The 19,589-nt window shown below is 71.0% G+C and carries 18 protein-coding genes and 1 pseudogene; 10 read left to right on the top strand and 9 right to left on the bottom strand.

Going from position 1 to position 19,589, the window contains the following annotated elements; all coding sequences use genetic code 11:
- Nucleotides 1-22 precede the first annotated feature (22 nt).
- Nucleotides 23-1,138, bottom strand: a complete 1,116-nt coding sequence (locus AC067M_RS04965) for a magnesium and cobalt transport protein CorA (RefSeq protein WP_478695555.1) — start codon at nt 1,136-1,138, stop codon at nt 23-25.
- A 459-nt stretch (nt 1,139-1,597) separates the two neighbouring features.
- On the opposite strand from AC067M_RS04965, the gene AC067M_RS04960 reads away from it, so the two are divergent.
- Nucleotides 1,598-2,194 carry a suppressor of fused domain protein gene (locus AC067M_RS04960; RefSeq protein WP_478695554.1) on the top strand — a complete coding sequence of 199 codons (597 nt, stop codon included), beginning with the start codon at nt 1,598-1,600 and terminating at the stop codon, nt 2,192-2,194.
- Nucleotides 2,195-2,246: 52 nt separating this feature from the next.
- Here the strand turns inward: AC067M_RS04960 and AC067M_RS04955 are convergent, their stop codons facing one another.
- Entirely contained in the window at nt 2,247-3,518 is a 1,272-nt protein-coding gene (locus AC067M_RS04955) for an MFS transporter (protein ID WP_478695989.1), read from the bottom strand.
- Between the two features lie 158 nt (nt 3,519-3,676).
- On the opposite strand from AC067M_RS04955, the gene AC067M_RS04950 reads away from it, so the two are divergent.
- From AC067M_RS04950 to AC067M_RS04940, 3 genes are all read left to right on the top strand, one after another.
- Entirely contained in the window at nt 3,677-4,318 is a 642-nt protein-coding gene (locus AC067M_RS04950; RefSeq protein ID WP_393620464.1) for a DUF6758 family protein, read from the top strand.
- 223 nt (nt 4,319-4,541) lie between these two features.
- The gene (locus AC067M_RS04945) at nt 4,542-5,399 is read left to right on the top strand and encodes a PHP domain-containing protein (RefSeq protein ID WP_478695553.1); all 858 of its coding nucleotides are present in this window, start codon (nt 4,542-4,544) and stop codon (nt 5,397-5,399) included.
- Nucleotides 5,400-5,452: 53 nt separating this feature from the next.
- On the top strand, nt 5,453-6,055 hold the full coding sequence (locus AC067M_RS04940; RefSeq protein ID WP_478695552.1) for a MarC family protein: 603 nt from the start codon (nt 5,453-5,455) through the stop codon (nt 6,053-6,055).
- Nucleotides 6,056-6,126: 71 nt separating this feature from the next.
- Here AC067M_RS04940 and AC067M_RS04935 read toward each other — a convergent pair whose 3' ends face one another.
- Nucleotides 6,127-6,279 carry a hypothetical protein gene (locus AC067M_RS04935; protein ID WP_107055985.1) on the bottom strand — a complete coding sequence of 51 codons (153 nt, stop codon included), beginning with the start codon at nt 6,277-6,279 and terminating at the stop codon, nt 6,127-6,129.
- Between the two features lie 201 nt (nt 6,280-6,480).
- Between AC067M_RS04935 and AC067M_RS04930 the strand changes: the two genes are divergently transcribed.
- Nucleotides 6,481-7,377, top strand: a complete 897-nt coding sequence (locus AC067M_RS04930; RefSeq protein ID WP_478695551.1) for an NYN domain-containing protein — start codon at nt 6,481-6,483, stop codon at nt 7,375-7,377.
- 69 nt (nt 7,378-7,446) lie between these two features.
- Here the strand turns inward: AC067M_RS04930 and AC067M_RS04925 are convergent, their stop codons facing one another.
- The gene (locus AC067M_RS04925; protein ID WP_478695550.1) at nt 7,447-8,331 is read right to left on the bottom strand and encodes an alpha/beta fold hydrolase; all 885 of its coding nucleotides are present in this window, start codon (nt 8,329-8,331) and stop codon (nt 7,447-7,449) included.
- A gap of 121 nt (nt 8,332-8,452) precedes the next feature.
- Nucleotides 8,453-11,290 carry a DEAD/DEAH box helicase gene (locus tag AC067M_RS04920; RefSeq protein ID WP_478695549.1) on the bottom strand — a complete coding sequence of 946 codons (2,838 nt, stop codon included), beginning with the start codon at nt 11,288-11,290 and terminating at the stop codon, nt 8,453-8,455.
- Between the two features lie 496 nt (nt 11,291-11,786).
- Here AC067M_RS04920 and AC067M_RS04915 point away from each other — a divergent pair, with 496 nt between their 5' ends.
- Nucleotides 11,787-12,524, top strand: coding sequence for a ferritin-like fold-containing protein (locus AC067M_RS04915; RefSeq protein WP_478695548.1), 738 nt, complete (start codon nt 11,787-11,789; stop codon nt 12,522-12,524).
- Nucleotides 12,525-12,551: 27 nt separating this feature from the next.
- Here the strand turns inward: AC067M_RS04915 and AC067M_RS04910 are convergent, their stop codons facing one another.
- The 4 genes from AC067M_RS04910 to AC067M_RS04895 all read right to left on the bottom strand — a co-directional run bounded on the left by AC067M_RS04910 (nt 12,552) and on the right by AC067M_RS04895 (nt 14,566).
- Nucleotides 12,552-12,821, bottom strand: coding sequence for a hypothetical protein (locus AC067M_RS04910; protein ID WP_478695988.1), 270 nt, complete (start codon nt 12,819-12,821; stop codon nt 12,552-12,554).
- A gap of 221 nt (nt 12,822-13,042) precedes the next feature.
- Nucleotides 13,043-13,270: a DUF3107 domain-containing protein gene (locus tag AC067M_RS04905; protein ID WP_037674258.1), complete on the bottom strand. Its 228-nt coding sequence runs from the start codon at nt 13,268-13,270 to the stop codon at nt 13,043-13,045.
- 145 nt (nt 13,271-13,415) lie between these two features.
- Nucleotides 13,416-14,060 (bottom strand): TetR/AcrR family transcriptional regulator, encoded by a 645-nt coding sequence (locus AC067M_RS04900; protein WP_478695547.1) that lies wholly within the window; start codon nt 14,058-14,060, stop codon nt 13,416-13,418.
- 281 nt (nt 14,061-14,341) lie between these two features.
- A complete protein-coding gene (locus AC067M_RS04895) occupies nt 14,342-14,566 on the bottom strand; it encodes a hypothetical protein (protein WP_389429250.1) in 225 nt (74 codons plus the stop codon).
- Between the two features lie 163 nt (nt 14,567-14,729).
- Here AC067M_RS04895 and AC067M_RS04890 point away from each other — a divergent pair, with 163 nt between their 5' ends.
- From AC067M_RS04890 to AC067M_RS04875, 4 genes and pseudogenes are all read left to right on the top strand, one after another.
- Nucleotides 14,730-15,755: an alpha/beta fold hydrolase gene (locus AC067M_RS04890; protein ID WP_478695546.1), complete on the top strand. Its 1,026-nt coding sequence runs from the start codon at nt 14,730-14,732 to the stop codon at nt 15,753-15,755.
- A gap of 350 nt (nt 15,756-16,105) precedes the next feature.
- On the top strand, nt 16,106-17,143 hold the full coding sequence (locus tag AC067M_RS04885) for a DUF3152 domain-containing protein (protein WP_478695545.1): 1,038 nt from the start codon (nt 16,106-16,108) through the stop codon (nt 17,141-17,143).
- A 375-nt stretch (nt 17,144-17,518) separates the two neighbouring features.
- The gene (locus tag AC067M_RS04880; protein WP_478695544.1) at nt 17,519-19,243 is read left to right on the top strand and encodes a DUF3492 domain-containing protein; all 1,725 of its coding nucleotides are present in this window, start codon (nt 17,519-17,521) and stop codon (nt 19,241-19,243) included.
- 152 nt (nt 19,244-19,395) lie between these two features.
- A pseudogene (locus AC067M_RS04875) lies at nt 19,396-19,589 on the top strand (hypothetical protein); the annotation flags it as partial.

Below are 19,589 nucleotides of genomic sequence, written 5' to 3'. Positions count from 1 at the left end.
TGCCCAGCCTAACCAGGTGCTCTCAGAGCCAGCCGTTGCGCTTCAGGGTGCGGTGGATGCCCAGGCAGATGACGCCGGTGATCATCATGATCACCGGGTAGCCGTACCGCCAGTGCAGCTCCGGCATGTGCTTGAAGTTCATGCCGTACACCCCGCACACCATCGTCGGCACGGCGATGATGGCGGCCCAGGACGTGATCTTGCGCATGTCCTCGTTCTGCGCCACGGACGCCTGCGCGAGGTTGGCCTGGAGGATGGAGTTGAGGAGCTCGTCGAAGCCGACGACCTGCTCCTGGACGCGGGCGAGGTGGTCGGCGACGTCCCGGAAGTACTTCTGGATGTCCGGGTCGATCAGCCGCATCGGACGCTCGCTCAGCAGCTGCATGGGCCGCAGCAGCGGCGACACCGCCCGCTTGAACTCCAGGACCTCGCGCTTGAGTTGGTAGATCCGGCCGGCGTCCGTGCCGCGCGGGGTGCCCTTGCGGCCCGGCGAGAACACCTCCGTCTCCACCTCGTCGATGTCGTCCTGCACCGCGTCGGCCACCGCGATGTACCCGTCCACGACGTGGTCGGCGATGGCGTGCAGCACGGCCGAGGGGCCCTTGGCGAGCAGTTCGGGGTCGTCCTGCAGCCGGTGCCGCAGCGCCCGCAGCGAGCCCTGCCCGCCGTGCCGGACGGTGATGAAGAAGTCCCGGCCGGTGAAGCACATGACCTCGCCGGTCTCCACGACCTCGCTGTTGGCGTCGAGCTGGTCGTGCTCGACGTAGTGGATGGTCTTGAACACCGTGAAGAGCGAGTCGTCGTAGCGCTCCAGCTTGGGGCGCTGGTGCGCCTGCACCGCGTCCTCCACGGCCAGCGGGTGCAGTCCGAACTCGCCGGCGATACCGGCGAATTCGGCCTCGGTCGGCTCGTGCAGGCCGATCCACACGAAGCCGCCGTCGCGGCGCACCTGGCGCATCGCCTCGTGCGGGGTGAGCGGCTTGTCGGTGTGGATGCGGGCGCCGTCGCGGTAGACGGCGCAGTCGACCACGGCCGACGGCGTTCCGGGGGCACGCGTGGTGTCGTACACGCCGGTGTCCTTGCGCAGTGAGATGCGGGACGGGCGGACCACGGCACGCAGGTCGCGGATCATCGACATCGCAGGCTCCTTCGTACGGGCAACGAAAGGCCGCCGGGGGATCGGGTGGAACTACCCGGAATGGGGACGTCCTGACTGCGGATGTTTGGCACGTCCACAAAGCGGGGAGCACCGCACCGTCGCGGTGGCGAGCTTCGTTACTGCTTCAGATCAGGCAGATCAGATAGATCAGGCAAAGCGAAACGAAGTGCTCTTCCGCACGAAGACGCGAGCGTGAAAGGCGGCGGTCAGCCGGAGCAGCTGCATCAGTGGCCGGAAGAGCGAGTGGTACTACCAGGTCGACTTCGATCCATGACAGCCCCACCTCCTCCAGCCGGTCCCTCGTAAGGGAGTCTCAGCGGCGTCGGGACTGACGGCGACGCTTCTGCGTGCTGCCCCGAACCACCGGGCAAGAGTATCAGCCGACAGAAGTGTCAAGGCGTTGCTTTGCCCGCTACTGGCAAGTTCTATGCTCGCGACATGGCTGATGTTCTTCCTCTGGTCGAGGCCCGTTTGCGCACCGCGCTGGGCGAGCCGGACGCGCGCGCCGCGGTCACCTTCCTGGGCACGGACCGCATCGAGGTGCTGCGATTCCAGGACGATTCCAGGGAAGGCGCCGTCGTCCGCTACGCCACGCTCGGGATGTCCGCGCAGCCCATGGCGGACCCCACCGCGATGCTCGCCGACCCGGTCAAGGGCCCCCGCGCCGAACTGGTCCTCTCCGTCCGCGCGGGCCTCGCCGACACCGACAAGGTGCTCCGCCCGCTCGCCGTCCTCGCCGCGTCCCCGCAGGTCGAGGGCGTGATCGTGGCTCCCGGTGCCTCCCTCGACGTGGGCGAGCCGCTGTGGCCCGGCGCCGCGTTCACCTCGGTCCTGGTCGCCGAGCCGGGCGGCCTGGTGGAGGACCTGGAGCTCGACGAGCCCCTCGACCCCGTACGTTTCCTGCCGCTGCTCCCGATGACGCCGAACGAGGCCGCGTGGAAGCGCGTGCACGGCGCCCAGGCCCTTCAGGAGCGCTGGCTGACGAGCGGGACGGACCTGAGGGATCCCTCCCGCAAGTCCGTCCCGCTCGACTGACACCGCGACTGACGCCGCGTGAGCAAGGTCACCAACCGGTGGCCGAAAGGCGTCAGTTGGCGAAGACCGCGACACCGTCCTCGGTCGCGTGCTTCGGTTCCAGTTCTTCCGCCATGGGCGTCCCCTCGCTCGAGCGAAGCCGAGAGTGGGGGAGGGTGAGTGCGTTCCGCCGTACGACGACCACGAGCGCGCCCACGACCGCGGTGACCGCCGCGACCACGAACGGCATGTGGATGTCGCTCCACTCCTCGATCTTCGGCGCGAAGTACGGCGCGGCCGCCGCGGCGAACCAGCGCACGAAGTTGTAGCCCGCGCTCGCCACGGGCCGCGGCGCGTCCGAGACCCCGAGAGCCAGCTCGGTGTAGACGGTGTTGTTCACGCCGATGAAGGCGCCGGACAGGATCGTGCAGACGACGGCGGTCGCGTGGTCGCCGTACCCGAGGACGAGCACATCCGCGGCCAGCAGCACCAGCGAGCCGCCGAGCACCTTCAGCGAGCCGAACCGCCGCTGCAGGCGCGGCGCCACGATCACGGAGAAGACGGCGAGCAGCACACCCCAGGCGAAGAACACCGCACCCGACTTGTACGGGGTCATGTTCAGCACGAACGGCGTGAAGGCCAGCACGGTGAAGAACGTGTAGTTGTAGAAGAACGCCGAGACCGCCGCGGACGCGAGTCCGCCGTGGCCGAGCGCCTTGACCGGGTCCAGCAGCGAGGTCTTGCGGGCGGGCTTGGGCTGCTCCTTCAGGAACGCCGTGATGCACAGGAACCCGACCGCCATCAGGAACGCGGTGCCGAAGAAGGGGTAGCGCCAGCTGGCGTCCCCGAGCAGCGCGCCCAGCAGGGGGCCGCACGCCATGCCGAGTCCGAGGGCGGACTCGTACAGCAGGATCGCGGCCCCGCTTCCACCGGCGGCCGCGCCGACGATCACCGCGAGGGCGGTGGAGACGAACAGGGCGTTGCCGAGTCCCCAGCCCGCCCGGAAGCCGACGAGTTCGGCGACCGAGCCCGACGTGCCGGCGAGACCCGCGAAGACCACGACGAAGGCGAGGCCGAGCAGCAGGGTCCTACGGCCGCCGATTCGGCTGGAGACGAAGCCGGTGACCAGCATCGCGATCGCGGTGATCAGGAAGTACGAAGTGAACAGCAGGGAGACCTGACTGGCCGTGGCGTCCAGGCCCTGGGCGATGGACGGCAGGATCGGGTCCACGAGTCCGATGCCCATGAACGCGACGACGGACGCGCCGGCCGTGGCCCAGACCGACTTGGGCTGTCGCAGGATGCTGCCGGTTCCGGCGTCGGTTCCCGGGTTGAAGGGGTCCATTGCTTCTCCCGTCACAGCGAAGTAGTTGGTAAGTACACACAATAAGTTAGATCGGCTAAATAATGCAAACTGCATGTAGTTTTTTCTGGTGAACCGGTTCCCTCCGGACGGGTGATCGTCCTTGACGTGAGCGTGCCGGGGTAGGACCGTGGGGCCCTATGAGGGGCGAACCCAGTTGCCCGAAGTGTGGTGGCCGGGTCAGGGCTCCCGGACTCTTCGCCGATTCCTGGCAGTGCGATGTCCACGGGACGGTGCATCCGCTGCAGCCCGTGATCCCGCCCAGCGTCGAGGCCCTCAGTGTCGTGGTGCATCGCACGCAGGTGCCCATCTGGATGCCGTGGCCGCTGCCGGTCGGCTGGCTGTTCACGGGTGTGGGCTACGCGGGAGACGACCGCAGCGGCGGCCGCGCCACGGCCGTGGCCTGCTCCGGACCCGGGCCGGTCGGCGGCATGGGCGAGTTGATCCTGGTCGCCGAGGAGCTCGGTGTCGGCCTCGGCGCGCGGTACGCGGGCATCGACGGGCCGGACCCGGGGCCGTACATGAACGTCGAGAAGCCACCCCAGGCCAAGGTGCTCGCCGCGGGGCGTCCGACGCCGCTGTGGCATGTCGCCGGTTCACCGGACGACCGCGCGGTGTTCGCCGGGGAGGCGCGCGGGTTGTGGCTGTGGGCGGTGGTGTGGCCCGAGCAGTCGGGGTTGCTGATGTACGACGAGCTGGTGCTGACGGATCTGCGGGATGCGGGGGCGGAGCTGGAGTTGGTGCCGTGCGGGGCGTTGTCGCCGCGCTTGCTCAAGCCGTAGCGCTGCGCGTGGGTGGGGGGTTCTTCTCGGTTTGCGGGTGCGGGTTGTCGTGGGCTGGTCGCGCCCACGCGGCGGAGCCGCAAATCGATACAGCCCCGCGCCCCTGGGGGGCCGGTGTGAGCGGTGTAGGGGGCGTAACCCTGCTGCGGGTGTGACAGTGGGGTTGTGATTCCGGTTATCCTTGAGCGTCCCCTTCTGTCCCGTCGCCGTTGGAGCGTGTGTCGTGCGTATCGATCTGCACTGCCACTCCACGGCGTCCGACGGTACGGACACGCCGGCCGAGCTGGTGAGGAAGGCTGCTGCGGCTGGTCTTGATGTGGTCGCGCTGACCGACCATGACACGACCCGGGGGTACGCGGAGGCGATCGCCGCGGTGCCGGAGGGGCTCACGCTTGTCACGGGGGCCGAGCTGTCGTGTCGTGTCGACGGCATCAGCATGCACATGTTGGCGTACCTCTTCGATCCCGAGGAGCCCGCTCTGCTCGCCGAGCGCGAGTTGGTGCGGGACGACCGGGTGCCTCGGGCGCGCGGCATGGTCGCCAAGTTGCAGGAGTTGGGCGTACCGGTCACCTGGGAGCAGGTGGCGCGGATCGCGGGCGACGGTTCGGTCGGGCGCCCGCATGTGGCGACCGCGCTCGTCGAGCTCGGTGTCGTGCCGACCGTGAGCGATGCCTTCACCCCGGACTGGCTGGCAGATGGCGGCCGGGCCTACGTCCCGAAGCACGAGACCGACCCCTTCGAGGCGATCCGGCTGATCAAGGGCGCCGGCGGAGTCGCGGTGTTCGCGCATCCGGCCGCCGCCAAGCGGGGGCTCACGGTGCCGGACTCGGCGATCGCCGAGATGGCCGCAGCCGGTCTGGACGGCATCGAGGTCGACCACATGGACCACGACGCGGACGCGCGGGCGCGGCTGCGGGGGCTGGCCGGGGAGCTGGGGCTCCTGACGACCGGGTCCAGCGATTACCACGGCAGCCGCAAGACGTGCGCGCTCGGGGAGTACGTGACGGATCCCGAGGTCTACGGGGAGATCACGCGGCGGGCGTTCGGGGCGTTCCCCGTGCCGGGGGCCGGCGGAGCCTGACGCCTACCTCCGCACGTCCACCTTCCCCCCTTTCCCGCAAGGCCCCTGTACTGATGTTCGACGTCGCCGTGTTCGGCTCCCTCTTCCTCACCCTCTTCGTCATCATGGATCCCCCCGGGATCACCCCGATCTTCCTCGCCCTGACCGCCGGACGTCCCGGCAAGGTGCAGAAGCGGATGGCCTTCCAGGCCGTCTGTGTCGCGGGCGGCGTGATCACCGTCTTCGGGCTGCTCGGGCACCAGATCCTCAACTACCTGCACGTCTCCGTGCCCGCGCTGATGATCGCGGGCGGGCTGCTGCTTCTGCTGATCGCCCTCGACCTGCTCACCGGCAAGACGGACGAACCGAAGCAGACCAAGGACGTCAACGTGGCGCTCGTACCGCTGGGCATGCCGCTGCTGGCGGGGCCGGGCGCGATCGTGTCGGTCATCCTGGCCGTGCAGAAGGCGGACAGTGCCGCCATGCAGGTGTCGGTGTGGACGGCGATCCTCGCCATCCATGTCGTGCTGTGGCTGGTGATGCGGTACTCGCTGCTGATCATCCGCGTCATCAAGGACGGCGGGGTCGTCCTGGTGACGCGGCTCGCGGGCATGATGCTCTCCGCGATCGCCGTACAGCAGATCATCAACGGGGTGACGCAGGTGATCCGGGGGTGACATGCGCAGGGCCCCCGTACGGCGTCGGTGCCGTACGGGGGCCCTGAAGTCTGTCGCGAGCGATTCGCGCGTTATGAGGCCGAGGTTTCGGCCGGGCGGATCCACAGGCGCTGCCCGATGGCGGCGGCCTGTTGCACGATCCGGTTGACGGAGGCGGCGTCCACAACGGTGCTGTCCACGGGCGTCCCGTCGACGTCGTCGAGTCGCATGATTTCGAAGCGCATGGCTTCTCCCTTCGTCTGGTCATCCTCCTGCGGAGAACTACTGGCTACGGTGTTCTGTAGTAGTCAACGGGTTGCGTGTTACAAACATTCCCTACGCTAAGGAAATTTTTCGAACGTCTAATTACCGACCGGTAAGTGATGAGGAGGAGACTGACCGGGACCGGTTGTGTTCGCAGCGTGACCGCCGGGACAATAGAGGCGATGAACGACGACCAGGCGGCCCTCACCGCCCGCATCGACCGCACGAACGAGCTGCTTCAGCGCATGCTCGCCGAGGTGGCCAAGACACCCTCCACCCACGCGATCTTCGTCGACGCGGGATACCTCTACGCGGCCGCGGGCCGACTCATCGCCGGAACCGAGGACCGACGGGCCTTCGACCTGGACGCCGAGGGACTGATCGAGGCCCTCATCGACCGGGCGCGCACGATCTTCGCCGACAGCCGGCTGCTGCGGGTCTACTGGTACGACGGCGCGAGGCGCCGCATCCACACGGCGGAGCAGCAGTCCATCGCGGAACTGCCCGACGTGAAGGTCCGGCTGGGCAACCTCAACGCCAACAACCAGCAAAAGGGCGTCGACTCCCTGATCCGGACCGACCTGGAGTCCCTGGCCCGCCACCGGGCCATCAGCGACGCCGCCCTCCTCGGCGGCGACGAGGACCTGGTCTCGGCGGTGGAGGCGGCACAGGGGTACGGCGCCCGCGTGCATCTCTGGGGCATCGAGGCGCCCGAGGGCCGCAACCAGGCGGAGCCCCTGCTCTGGGAGGTCGACAGTCAGCGCACCTTCGACCTCGACTTCTTCAAGCCGTACGTGTCACGGCGCACCGCCCCCGCCTACGAGACGTCCGGAGCGACCCGGCCGACCCGCGAGGACGTGCGCTTCGTGGGCGCGCAGATCGCCGCGAAGTGGCTGTCGGCGCGCGGCAGAGAGGCGCTGGTGGAACTGCTGCCCGGCCATCCGTACCTGCCCGGCTCCGTCGACCAGGACCTGCTCGTCGAGGCGGAGGGCATCCTCCAGTACTCGCTGCGCGGCCAGGCGGATCTGCGGCGGGCGCTGCGGGACGGGTTCTGGGAGCACCTGCGGACGCAGTACTAGGGTCTTTCGTTGGATCCTGCCGGACACCGCGAGCCCGGCATGATCCAAACGAGAGGCCCTAGGCCGGCGCTAGCCGTTGCTCCGTTCCTTGTCCCAGAAGTCGGCGAGGGCCCGGGCCGTGGGGAGGGGCTGGTCCAGGTTCGGTGAGTGCTCGGCACCCGGTACGACCGTCCGGTGTGCCCTCAGCCGTACGGCCATGTCGTCGAGGACGGTCACCGGCCAGGTGTCGTCGCGGGCGCCGGACAGGACGTGGAACGGCAGCGGTACGGCGGCGAGTTCGGCGACACGGTTCGGCTCGACGCACAACTGGCGTCCGGTGGCGAGGAGTTGCGCGGGCTTGTGGCTGATCCAGCGTTGGTGCAGCTGTTCCACACGGCCGTAGCCGCGGGCCGGGCCGCCGACCTCCTCCGGGGGTCCCATGGCCAGGATCGCCTCCCACACCTCGGCCATCGTCATCACGGCGAGCGCGTCGTGCAGCAGTTTCACGCGCTGCTGCTGGGAGTCGGAGATCTGGGCGGGGCCGGACGCGACGAGGGTGAGCGAGAGGAAGGGGGAGTGGTCGAGGAGCACGGCCGCGCGGGCGATCTGGCCCCCCAGGGAGTGCCCGACCAGGTGCAGGGGTGTGCCGAGGGCGGCCGCCTGCGCGAGCACGTCCCGCGCCAACTCACCCTGCGCGTACGCCGCTTCGTCATCCGCCGGCCCGTCCGACTCATGCTGCCCCCGCCCGTCCACAGCGACGGTCCGATATCCGCGCGCCGCCAACGGCTCATGCATCCGATGGAAGTCCTCCTTGCTGCCGGTGAACCCCGGCAGCAGCAGAGCGACTCCCTTCTCTTCGACGCCGGGCGCCACGGGCGCATCGACGACAGCGAACTCACCGCGCTCGGTACGGAGACGGTAGGCGCGTGCGCCGGGGGGCGGGGCGGAGGCGGAGGGGGCGGCGGGGGTGGTCACGGGGTGAGGTTAGCGGAGGGGGCGGGGGCGCGGGGCGATTGCTCGGGGTGGGGGCTTGGGCAGAGGGAAGGCCGGCGGCCCGGACCCACGCGGAGTGGGGCCGGGCCGTCGGGTGGTGTGCTCAGCTTTCCGCGGGCTCCGTGGCGGCCGTCGCCTTGCGGGTACGGCGTGCCTTGGGCTTCGCCTCGGCCGTGTCGACGGCGGTCTCGGCAGCGGCGGCGGTCTTGCGTGTGCGGCGCGGCTTGGCCTCCGGTTCCGCTGCGGCCTGTGCCGGGATTTCGGCGGCCGGTGTGGTCGCCGGTTCGGCGGCCTTGCGGGTGGTGCGGCGGCGCGGCTTGGCCTCCGTACCTTCGGCGGTGTCGACGGCCGTTTCCGCAGTGGTGGTTGCCTTACGGGTGCGACGGGGCTTGGCCTCGGGGGCCTGCTCCGGCGCCTCCACGGTGGCAGTCGCCTTGCGCGTGCGGCGCGGCTTGGCTGCCGTGCCTTCGGCCGTGTCGACGGCGGTCTCGGCAGCGGCGGCGGTCTTGCGTGTGCGGCGCGGCTTGGCCTCCGGTTCCGCTGCGGCCTGTGCCGGGATTTCGGCGGCCGGTGTGGTCGCCGGTTCGGCGGCCTTGCGGGTGGTGCGGCGGCGCGGCTTGGCCTCCGTACCTTCGGCGGTGTCGACGGCCGTCTCCGCAGCGGCGGTCACCTTACGGGTACGGCGGCGCGGTGCGGGCTCCGCCGTCTCCGTCTCCGAGGTGGCCTCGGCGGTGTCCACGGCGGCCTGGGCAGCCGTGGTCTTGCGCGTGCGGCGCGGCTTGGCTGCCGTGCCTTCGGCCGTGTCGACGGCGGTCTCGGCAGCGGCGGCGGTCTTGCGTGTGCGGCGCGGCTTGGCCTCGGGGGCCTCCTCCGGTGCCGGCGCGGTGGCGGCTGCCTTGCGGGTACGGCGGCGCGGTGCGGGCTCCGCCGTCTCCGTCTCCGAGGTGGCCTCGGCGGTGTCCACGGCGGCCTGGGCAGCCGTGGTCTTGCGCGTGCGGCGCGGCTTGGCTGCCGTGCCTTCGGCCGTGTCGACGGCGGCTTCGGCAGCGGCGGCGGTCTTCCGCGTCCGGCGCGGCTTGGCCTCCGTGGCCTCGGCGGTGTCGGCGACGGGCGTCGCTGCGGCGGTCTCGGCCGCTGCGGCGGTCTTGCGCGTGCGGCGCGGCTTGGTCTCCGTGCCTTCCGCGGTGTCGACGGCCGTTTCCGCAGCGGGGGTTGCCGTCGACGGCTCCGCGACCGCGGTCGGCGTCTCCGGCGTCTCGGCCGGGGCGGTCGTCGCATCCGTAGCCGTCTCCGCGGACCTGCGGGTGCGGCGGCGGCGCGGCTTCGCCGGGGTCTCGGCGCCGTCGAGGGCCGTGCCCTCGGCCGTCGCCACGACTGCCGCCGCGGCCTCGTCGACCGTCGGCTCCACAGCCACCGGCGCCTGTTCCACGGCGACCGGCGTCTGCTCGCCCGAGGCCCCGCTGCGCGTACGGCGACGGCGGCGCGGGGTGCGGGGTGCGGTGACGCCCTCCGGTGTGGTCGGGTTCGCGGCGGTGGTCCCCTCCGGGGTCGCGGTGCCGGCCGGGGCCGACGTCGCGTCCAGCGGGGTGCCACCGCGCGTGCGACGGCGACGACGCGGCGTACGGGCCGGACGCTCGACGTCGGCGGTGCGGGACTCGCCGCCCCGGCCGCGGGATTCGCCGCCGCGAGCGCGGGATTCGCCGCCCCGGCCACGGGATTCGCCGCCGCGACCGCGTCCACCGCGGCCGCCCGTCTCGCCCAGGTCCTCCAGGACCTCCGCGTCGAGCCCCGCGCGGGTGCGCTCGGCACGCGGCAGGACGCCCTTCGTGCCGGCCGGGATGTTCATCTCCTCGTAGAAGTGCGGGGAGGTGGAGTACGTCTCCGGCGGGTCGTTGAAGTCGATCTCCAGCGCCTTGTTGATCAGCTGCCAGCGCGGGATGTCGTCCCAGTCGACGAGCGTGACCGCGATGCCCTTGGCGCCCGCACGGCCCGTACGGCCGACGCGGTGCAGGTACGTCTTCTCGTCCTCGGGGGTCTGGTAGTTGATGACGTGCGTCACGCCCTCGACGTCGATGCCGCGGGCGGCGACGTCGGTGCAGACGAGCACGTCCACCTTGCCATTGCGGAAGGCCCGCAGGGCCTGCTCGCGGGCGCCCTGGCCGAGGTCGCCGTGGACCGCGCCGGAGGCGAAGCCGCGCTGCTGGAGCTGGTCGGCGAGGTCCGCCGCCGTCCGCTTCGTACGGCAGAAGACCATCACGGGCCCGCGGCCCTCGGCCTGCAGGATGCGCGCGACCATCTCGGGCTTGTCCATGTTGTGCGCGCGGTACACGTGTTGCGAGATGTTCGCGACGGTCACGCCCTCGTCGTCCGGCGCGGTGGCGCGGATGTGCGTGGGCTGCGACATGTAGCGGCGGGCGAGACCGATGACCGCGCCCGGCATGGTCGCCGAGAACAGCATCGTCTGGCGCTTCACCGGAAGCATGCTGATGATCTTCTCGACGTCGGGCAGGAAGCCCAGGTCGAGCATCTCGTCGGCCTCGTCGAGGACGAGCGCCTTGATGTGCTTCAGGTTGAGCTTCTTCTGACCCGCGAGGTCCAGCAGACGCCCCGGGGTGCCGACGATGACGTCGACGCCCTTCTTGAGGGCCTCGACCTGGGGCTCGTAGGCGCGGCCGCCGTAGATGGCGAGAACGCGCACGTTGCGTACCTTGCCCGCGGTCAGCAGGTCGTTGGTGACCTGCGTGCACAGCTCGCGCGTGGGAACGACGACGAGCGCCTGCGGGGCGTCGGTGAGGGCCTCGGGCTGCGCGCGGCCGGCCTCGACGTCGGCGGGGACGGTGACGCGCTCGAGAAGCGGGAGGCCGAAGCCCAGCGTCTTGCCGGTGCCGGTCTTGGCCTGGCCGATGACGTCCGTGCCCGACAGGGCCACGGGGAGCGTCATCTCCTGGATGGGGAAGGGGGTGGTGATGCCGACGGCTTCGAGGGCCTCGGCGGTCTCGGGAAGGATCCCGAGCTGTCGGAACGTCGTAGTCAGGGTGCTGCCTCTTCTGTGTGGGCGGCGCGAGGCGAGCGTGGGGTTCTTGTCAGGACCGTGCCGGGGACGTCGGCTGCCATTACGGTCGGGCCGTAAGGGCACGGGACCACGCCGACGCTCTAGCGCTCGTACCGCTGAGGGGTGCCCCTCCGATCGTCGTACGCACTGTGCCGTACGGTCAGGGAGGGCTGTCGGGTCGGAGCCGATCGGGCCACCGACCGGGCATCCTCATACCTGCGGCCCGTCGAATACTCGGCAGGCGCATTACCACCATACCTCGGAATCGCGCATATGCGATGGCCGATTCGGTCACGTAGTCGTCGTCACACCGATTCGCGTCGTCGTGGTCACACTGATTGACCAGGGACTTCCGAGGCCTGGCGAGCGGACTATTGTGCGCTTCATGACGACGCCTGACAACACCTCTGACGTTCCCGCCGAACACACCGGAGTGGCCGCCCAGGACTGGGCGACGGCCTCCGCCGATCCGCAGTACCGGGCCGCGGTCGTGGACCTGCTCGGCGCGCTCGCGTACGGCGAGCTCGCGGCGTTCGAGCGGCTGGCGGAGGACGCCAAGCTGGCGCCGACGCTGGAGGACAAGGCGGAGCTGGCGAAGATGGCGTCGGCCGAGTTCCACCACTTCGAGCGGCTGCGGGACCGGCTGGCGGAGATCGGGGAGGAGCCGACGCGGGCGATGGAGCCGTTCGTCGCCGCGTACGACGGCTTCCACAAGCAGACGGCGCCCTCGGACTGGCTGGAGGGGCTCGTCAAGGCGTACGTCGGCGACTCGATCGCCAGCGACTTCTACCGCGAGGTCGCCGCCCGGCTGGACTCCGACTCCCGCTCCCTGGTGCTGGGTGTGCTCGACGACACCGGGCACGCCAGCTTCGCCGTCGACCGGGTGCGTTCCGCGATCGACGCCGACCCGCGCGTGGGCGGGCGGCTCGCGCTGTGGGCGCGGCGGCTGATGGGTGAGGCGCTGTCGCAGTCCCAGCGGGTGGTCGCCGACCGGGACGCGCTGTCGACGATGCTCGTGGGCGGCGTCGCCGACGGCTTCGACCTCGCCGAGGTCGGCAAGATGTTCTCCCGCATCACCGAGGCCCACACGAAGCGGATGGCGGCGCTGGGACTCGCTGCTTAGCCGCGTCGCTGGTGTCTGCCCTCGTGCCTACGCCGGCGCCGAGCGCCGGCGGAGTCGCCCCGACGGGCGCAGCAGGAGCGAGAGCGACGCCGTGGAGACGATCGTGGCTCCGGCGAGGATGACGAGGAAGTTGCCGGGGTCCAGGGCGCTGTGCATGACGAAGGCGCCGAAGAGGGCCCCCGCGACGCCGGTCGCCAGCACCAGTGAGCGGATGGGCAGACGGTGCGACAACCGGTGCACCGCCGCCGCTGCCAGGGCAAGACCGAGCACAGCGGAGGCGAGCGCTTCCAACAACATCATGGGGGTCCCTCCCACACGGGCGGCCGTGCATTGCGGTCGTCGTCCGTCTTACCCCTGACCTGCGGAATTCAATCCTCTCCTGTGGGCGACTTGTACTCCATCTGTGGAGGGCGAGCAAGGAGGGCGAGTGGGGAGGGCAGGTCGGGAGGGCAACGGAAGAGGACAAACGAAAGAGGGCCCGGCGACGGAGAGTCGCCGGGCCCTCTTCTCGCATGCGCCTAGAGCGCGCCGAAACCCACCTTGCGGGGGGCCGGCTCGCCGAGCTCGACGTAGGCGAGGCGGTCCGCCGGGACCAGGACCTTGCGGCCGTGCTCGTCCACGAGGCTCAGCAGCGCCGACTTGCCGGCCAGCGCCTCGGACACCGCCCGCTCGACTTCCTCGGCACTCTGACCGCTCTCCAGAACGATCTCGCGGGGCGCGTGCTGCACGCCGATCTTGACCTCCACGGCTATGTCCCTCCGACGGTCAGTGAAGTGCGCGACTACCGCGCCGTACGCTGCACACATTAGCCCGGTGAGGGGACGTTCACCCTCCGCCCCCGAACGCCAGGAGCGAACAGCCGAGGGGAACAAACTCCCGAGGTGGCCCGACTCAGTGGTGCTGGTCGATGCCGTGCAGCGGGAATCCCGCGATACCGCGCCAGGCCAGGGACGCCAGCAACTGCACCGCCTGGTCGCGCGGGACACTGCGGTCGCTGTGCAGCCAGGAACGGGCCACGACCTGCGCGAGACCGCCCAGACCGGAGGCGAGCAGCATCGATTCCGCGCGCGAGAGTCCGGTGTCCTCGGCGATGACGTCGCAGATCGCCTCGGCGCAGTCGTTGGTGACCTTGTCGACGCGCTCGCGCACCGCGGGCTCGTTCGTCAGGTCCGACTCGAAGACCAGCCGGAACGCGCCGCCTTCGTCCTCGACGTACCCGAAGTACGCGTCCATCGTCGCCCGCACGCGCTGCTTGTTGTCGGTTGTCGACGCCAGCGCGCCGCGCACGGCCTGGATCAGCGACTCGCAGTGCTGGTCCAGCAGGGCGAGATAGAGGTCGAGCTTGCCGGGGAAGTGCTGGTAGAGCACGGGCTTGCTGACACCGGCGCGCTCGGCGATGTCGTCCATCGCCGCCGCGTGGTAGCCCTGCGCCACGAAGACTTCCTGGGCGGCGCCCAGCAACTGGTTCCGCCGGGCACGGCGCGGCAGGCGCGTGCCTCGCGGGCGTGCCGCCTCTGTCTGCTCGATGGCTGTCACGCCGCCTCCCAAAGTCGTCCACATGCGGTCTGCGCCGCGCCGCCATCGTACTTTTCGGTAACAGCCCTGTGCGCGGTGTGCGTGCAGAATTTCACGGACCGGACGGGGGTAAAAGCGGTACAGAGCGTTTCAAGCAGGGGTGGACAGGGCAAAAAGGGGCCTCGTTCCTTATGGGCTGACGTCCGGCGCCCGGACGTCATCCTTCCGGTGACGGTCGTCATCGGCGGTCGTCATCGGCGGTCGTCATCGGCGGTCGTCATCGCTGGTCGTCCCGGCAGTCGTCAGCGGTAGTCGTCCTCGTCGAGGGAGACGACGCGCGCCTGCTCCGCGAGGTCGGCCTCGTTGGCGCGGGCCGGGTCCACGCTCTCGAGGGGGTCGTCGCGGTTCGGTGTGACGTCCGCGTGCTGCTCGGCGGCGTCGTGCTCCGGTGCCTCGACGTCGAACTCCGGGGCGTCCTCGTCCTTGAACTCCTCGAACGTCTCCGGGTCGGTCGGGTCGACGGCCATGGTGGGCTCCCTTCTTACGAACGTCCCTGAGGAAACAGGGGCTACTTGCGGGTGCCCTTTGTATGAGCCTAGGAGACACCCGATGTGGACGCTATGCGATGTCCACGCCATCTGTGACGGCGAACACATGAACCACTGCGTGATCGTCTCGTAACATTGCCGCATGTCTTCGACCGAACTGCCGCCCGTACCGGCCACCGTCCTTCCGAAGGTGTCGCCCGTCAGGGTCGCAGAGGGCGAACGACTCAGGTCCGTCGGACTGCCCGGGGTCACGCTCTCGGTGCGGTCGAGGCCTCCCGCGCGCGAGGGACTGCCCCCCGCGCTCTACGTCCACGGCCTCGGCGGTTCCTCGCAGAACTGGTCGGCGCTGATGGAGCAGCTCGACGAGGTCGTCGACGGTGAGGCGGTCGACCTGCCGGGGTTCGGTGACTCCCCACCCCCGGACGACGGCAACTACTCGATCACCGGTCACGCGCGCGCGGTCATCCGCTACCTCGACGCCGCCGGACGCGGCCCCGTCCACCTCTTCGGCAACTCCCTCGGCGGCGCGGTCACCACGCGCGTCGCCGCCGTCCGGCCCGACCTCGTCCGGACGCTCACGCTCGTCTCGCCCGCGCTGCCGGAGCTGCGCGTGCAGCGCACCGCGGTGCCCACCGGACTGCTCGGAGTGCCCGGCGTGGCCGCGCTGTTCACCCGCATCACCAAGGAGTGGACGGCCGAACAGCGGGTCCGCGGGGTCATGGCGCTGTGCTACGGGGACCCCGGGCGGGTGTCGGCGGAGGCGTTCGGCCACGCGGTCGAGGAACTGGAGCGGCGGTTGCAACTGCCGTACTTCTGGGACGCGATGACGCGCTCCGCGCGCGGGCTCGTCAACGCGTACACCCTGGGCGGCCAGCAGGGGCTGTGGCGCCAGGCCGAACGGGTCCTCGCCCCGACGCTCCTCATCTACGGCGGCAGGGACCAACTCGTCGGCTTCCGCATGGCCCAGAAGGCCGCCCGCGCTTTCCGCGACTCCCGCCTCCTCACTTTGCCGAACGCGGGTCACGTCGCGATGATGGAGTACCCCGATACGGTGGCGACGGCGTTCCGTGAACTGCTCACCGGGACGTCCGACGGGGCCTGTGCCCCGCACGGGAACGGCTCCCGCGCGGCGGCCGAGGCGTCCACCGGCACGAGCGCGGGGAGCTGAGGGGCGGCGTGGGACGCCACAGTCGACGGGGGCCCGCTCCGAAGAGCGGCTCCAAGGGTGACGCATCGGACATGGCCGGCCGGGATCGAACACCGAGGCCCGCCTCAGGGCGGCAGACGCCTCCCGCGGGCGGGACGACGGGGTACGGCGGGCCGCGGCGGCCGGACGGCACGCCCGCGCACGGCGTCCCGAGGCTCCCCGACGGCACGCCCGCGCACGGCGTCCCGAGGCTCCCCGACGGCACCCCCGCACAGGATGTCCCGCACGTCCGCGGCGGGCACCCCGAGCAGCGTGAGCCCGGGGGCGGCCGGGGCGGCGAGACGAGGGGGCGTTCCGGGGACACGCGGCCCGTGATACCCCGTCAGCGGCGGGCGCCGGGGCCGCGGCAGGAGTACCTCGACGCCTTCGGGCAGGGTGACGACGTCTTCGGGTCGCGCGAGAGGACCGTGGGCCAGACCTCCGCGCTCGCCTCGGATCCGTACGCCTCCGCCTCCGCCACCGACTGGGACGCGGCCGTCCGGGCCGGTGACCGCAGCGGCGGCGCCGACGCGCCGCCGAGCGGTGAGCGCGCGCCGGCCAAGGGCACCAAGGGGCGTACGTTCACCGGTATCGCGGCCGCCGCCGTCACGACCGTGCTGGCCGTCGTCGTGGCCGGACAGGTCGCGCAGGGCGGCGACGGCGACGAGGCCCGGTCGCAGGCCACCACCGACCAGGTCAGGGATGCCCGTGACTCCGCGGCCGGCGTCGACGGGCAGGCGAGCCCGTCCGCGGCTCCCGGCGTGGTCCCGCTGACGTACGAGCAGAAGATGGGGACCAAGTACCCGCTCGGCGCCAAGCTGAAGGGCTCGGGGAAGTTCGACGCGATCCCCGGTGCCGACAGGGCGCCCGGCAAGGGGCAGAAGTACACCTACCGCGTGGACGTGGAGCAGGGACTCGGGCTCGACGGCGCACTCTTCGCGCAGGCCGTGCAGAAGACGCTGAACGACAACCGGAGCTGGGCCCACAACGGCGCCCGCACCTTCGAGCGGATCTACACCGGCAAGCCCGACTTCGTGATCACTCTGGCCAGTCCCGGCACGACCGCCGACTGGTGCGCCAAGTCCGGCCTCGACACCACCGAGGACAACGTCTCGTGCGACTCGGCCTCCACTGAACGCGTGATGATCAACGCCTACCGCTGGGCGCAGGGGTCGAAGACCTACGGTGACCAGATCTATGCCTACCGGCAGATGCTGATCAATCACGAGGTCGGCCACCGGCTCGGCTACGGCCATGTGACCTGCGACAAGGACGGCGAGCTCGCGCCGGTCATGCAGCAGCAGACGAAGTTCCTCGACCACAACGGAATCCACTGCAGGCCCAACGCCTGGGCCTTCCCCGGGAGTTGACGACGGCTAGGGGAAGGTCCGCTTCGCGGCCCGTACGCAGTCGCGGGTGAACCCGGCCGCGCAGACGGTCGAACCCGTCTCCTCGCTCGACCGTTCCCGGGGGTTGACGTGGGAGTGGGTCCCGTTGCCAGGTCTCGTGCTCAGCCGCGTGTGCCGTGAGAGCACCCCTCGAGGAGATGACGTGACGTTTCGTGTGCAGTTGATCTCCTAGCGCGACGGAACGCTACCTGCACGGGAAAGTTACGACCGTTCACCCCTTTTGGTGGTGCGATGGACAACCGTCCGTCGCGCCACCGCCTTGTCCGCATACGTTCTTCCCGCTGCGAGCCGCCGGGTCAACGGCGGCTCCCCTAACGGGAGATCGGGGGTGCACTCGTGCGCATCGGACTGCTTACGGAGGGTGGCTATCCGTATGTGAGCGGTGACGCCGGGCTCTGGTGCGACCGGCTCGTGCGCGGGCTCGCGCAGCACGAGTTCGACATCTACGCGCTCAGCGGCAGCGAGCGTCAGGAGGACGAGGGCTGGGTGTCGCTGCCTCCCCACGTGGACCGCGTGCGCACCGCGCCCCTCTGGGCGGCCGAGGACGACGGGGTGGTGCACGGGCGCCGTGCGCGCCGCAGGTTCGAGGAGTCCTACGGCGAGTTGGCGGCCGCGCTGTGCCAGGGGGGCGCGTCGGACTCCTCCGCCGATTCGTCGGGTGCCGAGGCGGACCGTTTCGGCAACGCGCTGTACGGCCTTGCCGAGCTCGCCCGCGAGGAGGGCGGGCTGGTGGGCGCACTCCGGTCCGAAGGCGCTGTGCGCATCCTGGAACGCGCCTGCCGTGCGCCCGGCGCACTGCGCACGGCACGCGAGGCGCGCGTACCCGAGTTGCTCACCGTCGCGGGGCACCTCGAACGGGCCCTGCGCCCCCTGTCGCTCGACTGGTACGAGGACGACGGTCTCGGCGCGGTCGACCTCTGCCATGCCGCGTCCGGCGGTGCGGCGGCGCTGCCGGGGCTGCTCGCCCGGCATTTCTCGGGCGTGCCCCTGCTGGTGACCGAGTACGGGGTGCGGTTGCGGTCGCACTACCTCGCGTCCACCGCCGGTCCGTCTCATGAGTCCGCTCCCGCCGTACGTGCCCTGGTCGCCGCCTTCCACGGCAGGCTCGCCGCGGAGGTGTACGGGAAGGCGGCGTGCGTCACCCCCGGCAACGCGCACGCCCGTCGCTGGCAGGAACGCTGCGGCGCCGACCGCGCGAAGCTGCGCACCGTCCACCCGGGCATGGACGCCTCCCGCTTCGCGGAGGTCGGCGAGTCTCCTGACACCGCCGACCCGCACACGTTGGTCTGGATCGGTCGGGTGGAGCCCGCCAAGGACCTGGTGTCGCTGCTGCACGCCTTCGGAGAGGTCCGCAAGGAGGAGCCGAAGGCGCGGCTGCGGATCGTCGGCGCTCCCGCCGGAGCCGAGGGCGCGGCCTACCTCGGGCACTGCAAGGCGCTGGCCGCGCAGCTCTTCCCCGACGAGGCGGCGGGCCCGCACGCCGTCGGCGACAACCCGGTGTCCTTCGAGGAGGTCGGTGGCCCGGAGGCTCCGACGCTCGCTGAGACGTACGCGTCCGGTGCGGTGATCGTCCTCTCCAGCGTCGTCGAGGGCTTCCCGATCGGCCTGGTCGAGGCGATGTTCTGCGGCCGGGCCACGGTGTCGACGGACGTCGGCGCGGTCGTGGAGGTCATCGGCGGCACCGGGTTGGTCGTGCCGCCGCGCAATCCGCGGGCGCTCGCCGAGGCGTGCGTGGCGTTGTTGCGCGATCCCGAGCGCCGTGCACGCCTGGGCGCCGCGGCCCGCGCCCGCGCGCTCGAACTGTTCACCGTCGAGCAGAACGTCGAGGCATTTCACGGCATTTACCTGGAGATCGTCTCCCGCTGCCCGGTCAACCGCCTCGTCCGCGACGACACCGGCGATCCTCAGCCGTTCGCCGTCCCCGCCGAGGCCCACCTGCCCGGCCACTGGGCCGAGGTCGACCCTGCCTCGCACGTCGCCGCCGGCAGCCGGCCGGACCGGACGGTGGAGCCACCGGCCAGAGCCACGGCCGGTGGCTCCGTGGTGGAGGCGGCGCGATGAACGGGGGCGGCGCGATGAATGGGGACGAGCGACTGAGCCGTGCCGGGGTGCCCGCGCGTACTGGGGCGTGGGACGCGGCGGCGGAGGGGGTGGTTGCGTCGGAGACCAGAGAGGCGAGCGCTGCTCGCGGCGTGCCGAGCGACGGGGAGGCGATGTCCGTTCGCGCGCCGGACCTTGGCGGGGTGATCTCCCTCGGCGAGCCGGAGGAGGCCGAGGCGGGCAAGCCGGATACGGAGGACGCGCCCCTCGCTCGTAAGCCGGGGGCCGACGATGTGCCTCCCGCTCGTAAGCCGGGGGCCGACGATGTGCCTCCCGCTCGTAAGCCGGGGGCCGACGATGTGCCTCC

It is taken from the genome of Streptomyces sp. NPDC043427, assembly GCF_056436655.1.
Note: the sequence above shows the minus strand (reverse complement) of the source record. Positions and strands in the feature narration are given on the sequence as shown.

Coding starts and splice junctions, on each gene's coding strand:
- AC067M_RS04965 (WP_478695555.1), bottom strand. CDS start 1,138: ATGTCGATGATCCGCGACCTGCGTGCCGTGGTCCGCCCGTCCCGCATC.
- AC067M_RS04960 (WP_478695554.1), top strand. CDS start 1,598: ATGGCTGATGTTCTTCCTCTGGTCGAGGCCCGTTTGCGCACCGCGCTG.
- AC067M_RS04955 (WP_478695989.1), bottom strand. CDS start 3,518: ATGGACCCCTTCAACCCGGGAACCGACGCCGGAACCGGCAGCATCCTG.
- AC067M_RS04950 (WP_393620464.1), top strand. CDS start 3,677: ATGAGGGGCGAACCCAGTTGCCCGAAGTGTGGTGGCCGGGTCAGGGCT.
- AC067M_RS04940 (WP_478695552.1), top strand. CDS start 5,453: ATGTTCGACGTCGCCGTGTTCGGCTCCCTCTTCCTCACCCTCTTCGTC.
- AC067M_RS04935 (WP_107055985.1), bottom strand. CDS start 6,279: ATGCGCTTCGAAATCATGCGACTCGACGACGTCGACGGGACGCCCGTG.
- AC067M_RS04930 (WP_478695551.1), top strand. CDS start 6,481: ATGAACGACGACCAGGCGGCCCTCACCGCCCGCATCGACCGCACGAAC.
- AC067M_RS04920 (WP_478695549.1), bottom strand. CDS start 11,290: ATGACGCTCCCCGTGGCCCTGTCGGGCACGGACGTCATCGGCCAGGCC.
- AC067M_RS04915 (WP_478695548.1), top strand. CDS start 11,787: ATGACGACGCCTGACAACACCTCTGACGTTCCCGCCGAACACACCGGA.
- AC067M_RS04910 (WP_478695988.1), bottom strand. CDS start 12,821: ATGTTGTTGGAAGCGCTCGCCTCCGCTGTGCTCGGTCTTGCCCTGGCA.
- AC067M_RS04895 (WP_389429250.1), bottom strand. CDS start 14,566: ATGGCCGTCGACCCGACCGACCCGGAGACGTTCGAGGAGTTCAAGGAC.
- AC067M_RS04890 (WP_478695546.1), top strand. CDS start 14,730: ATGTCTTCGACCGAACTGCCGCCCGTACCGGCCACCGTCCTTCCGAAG.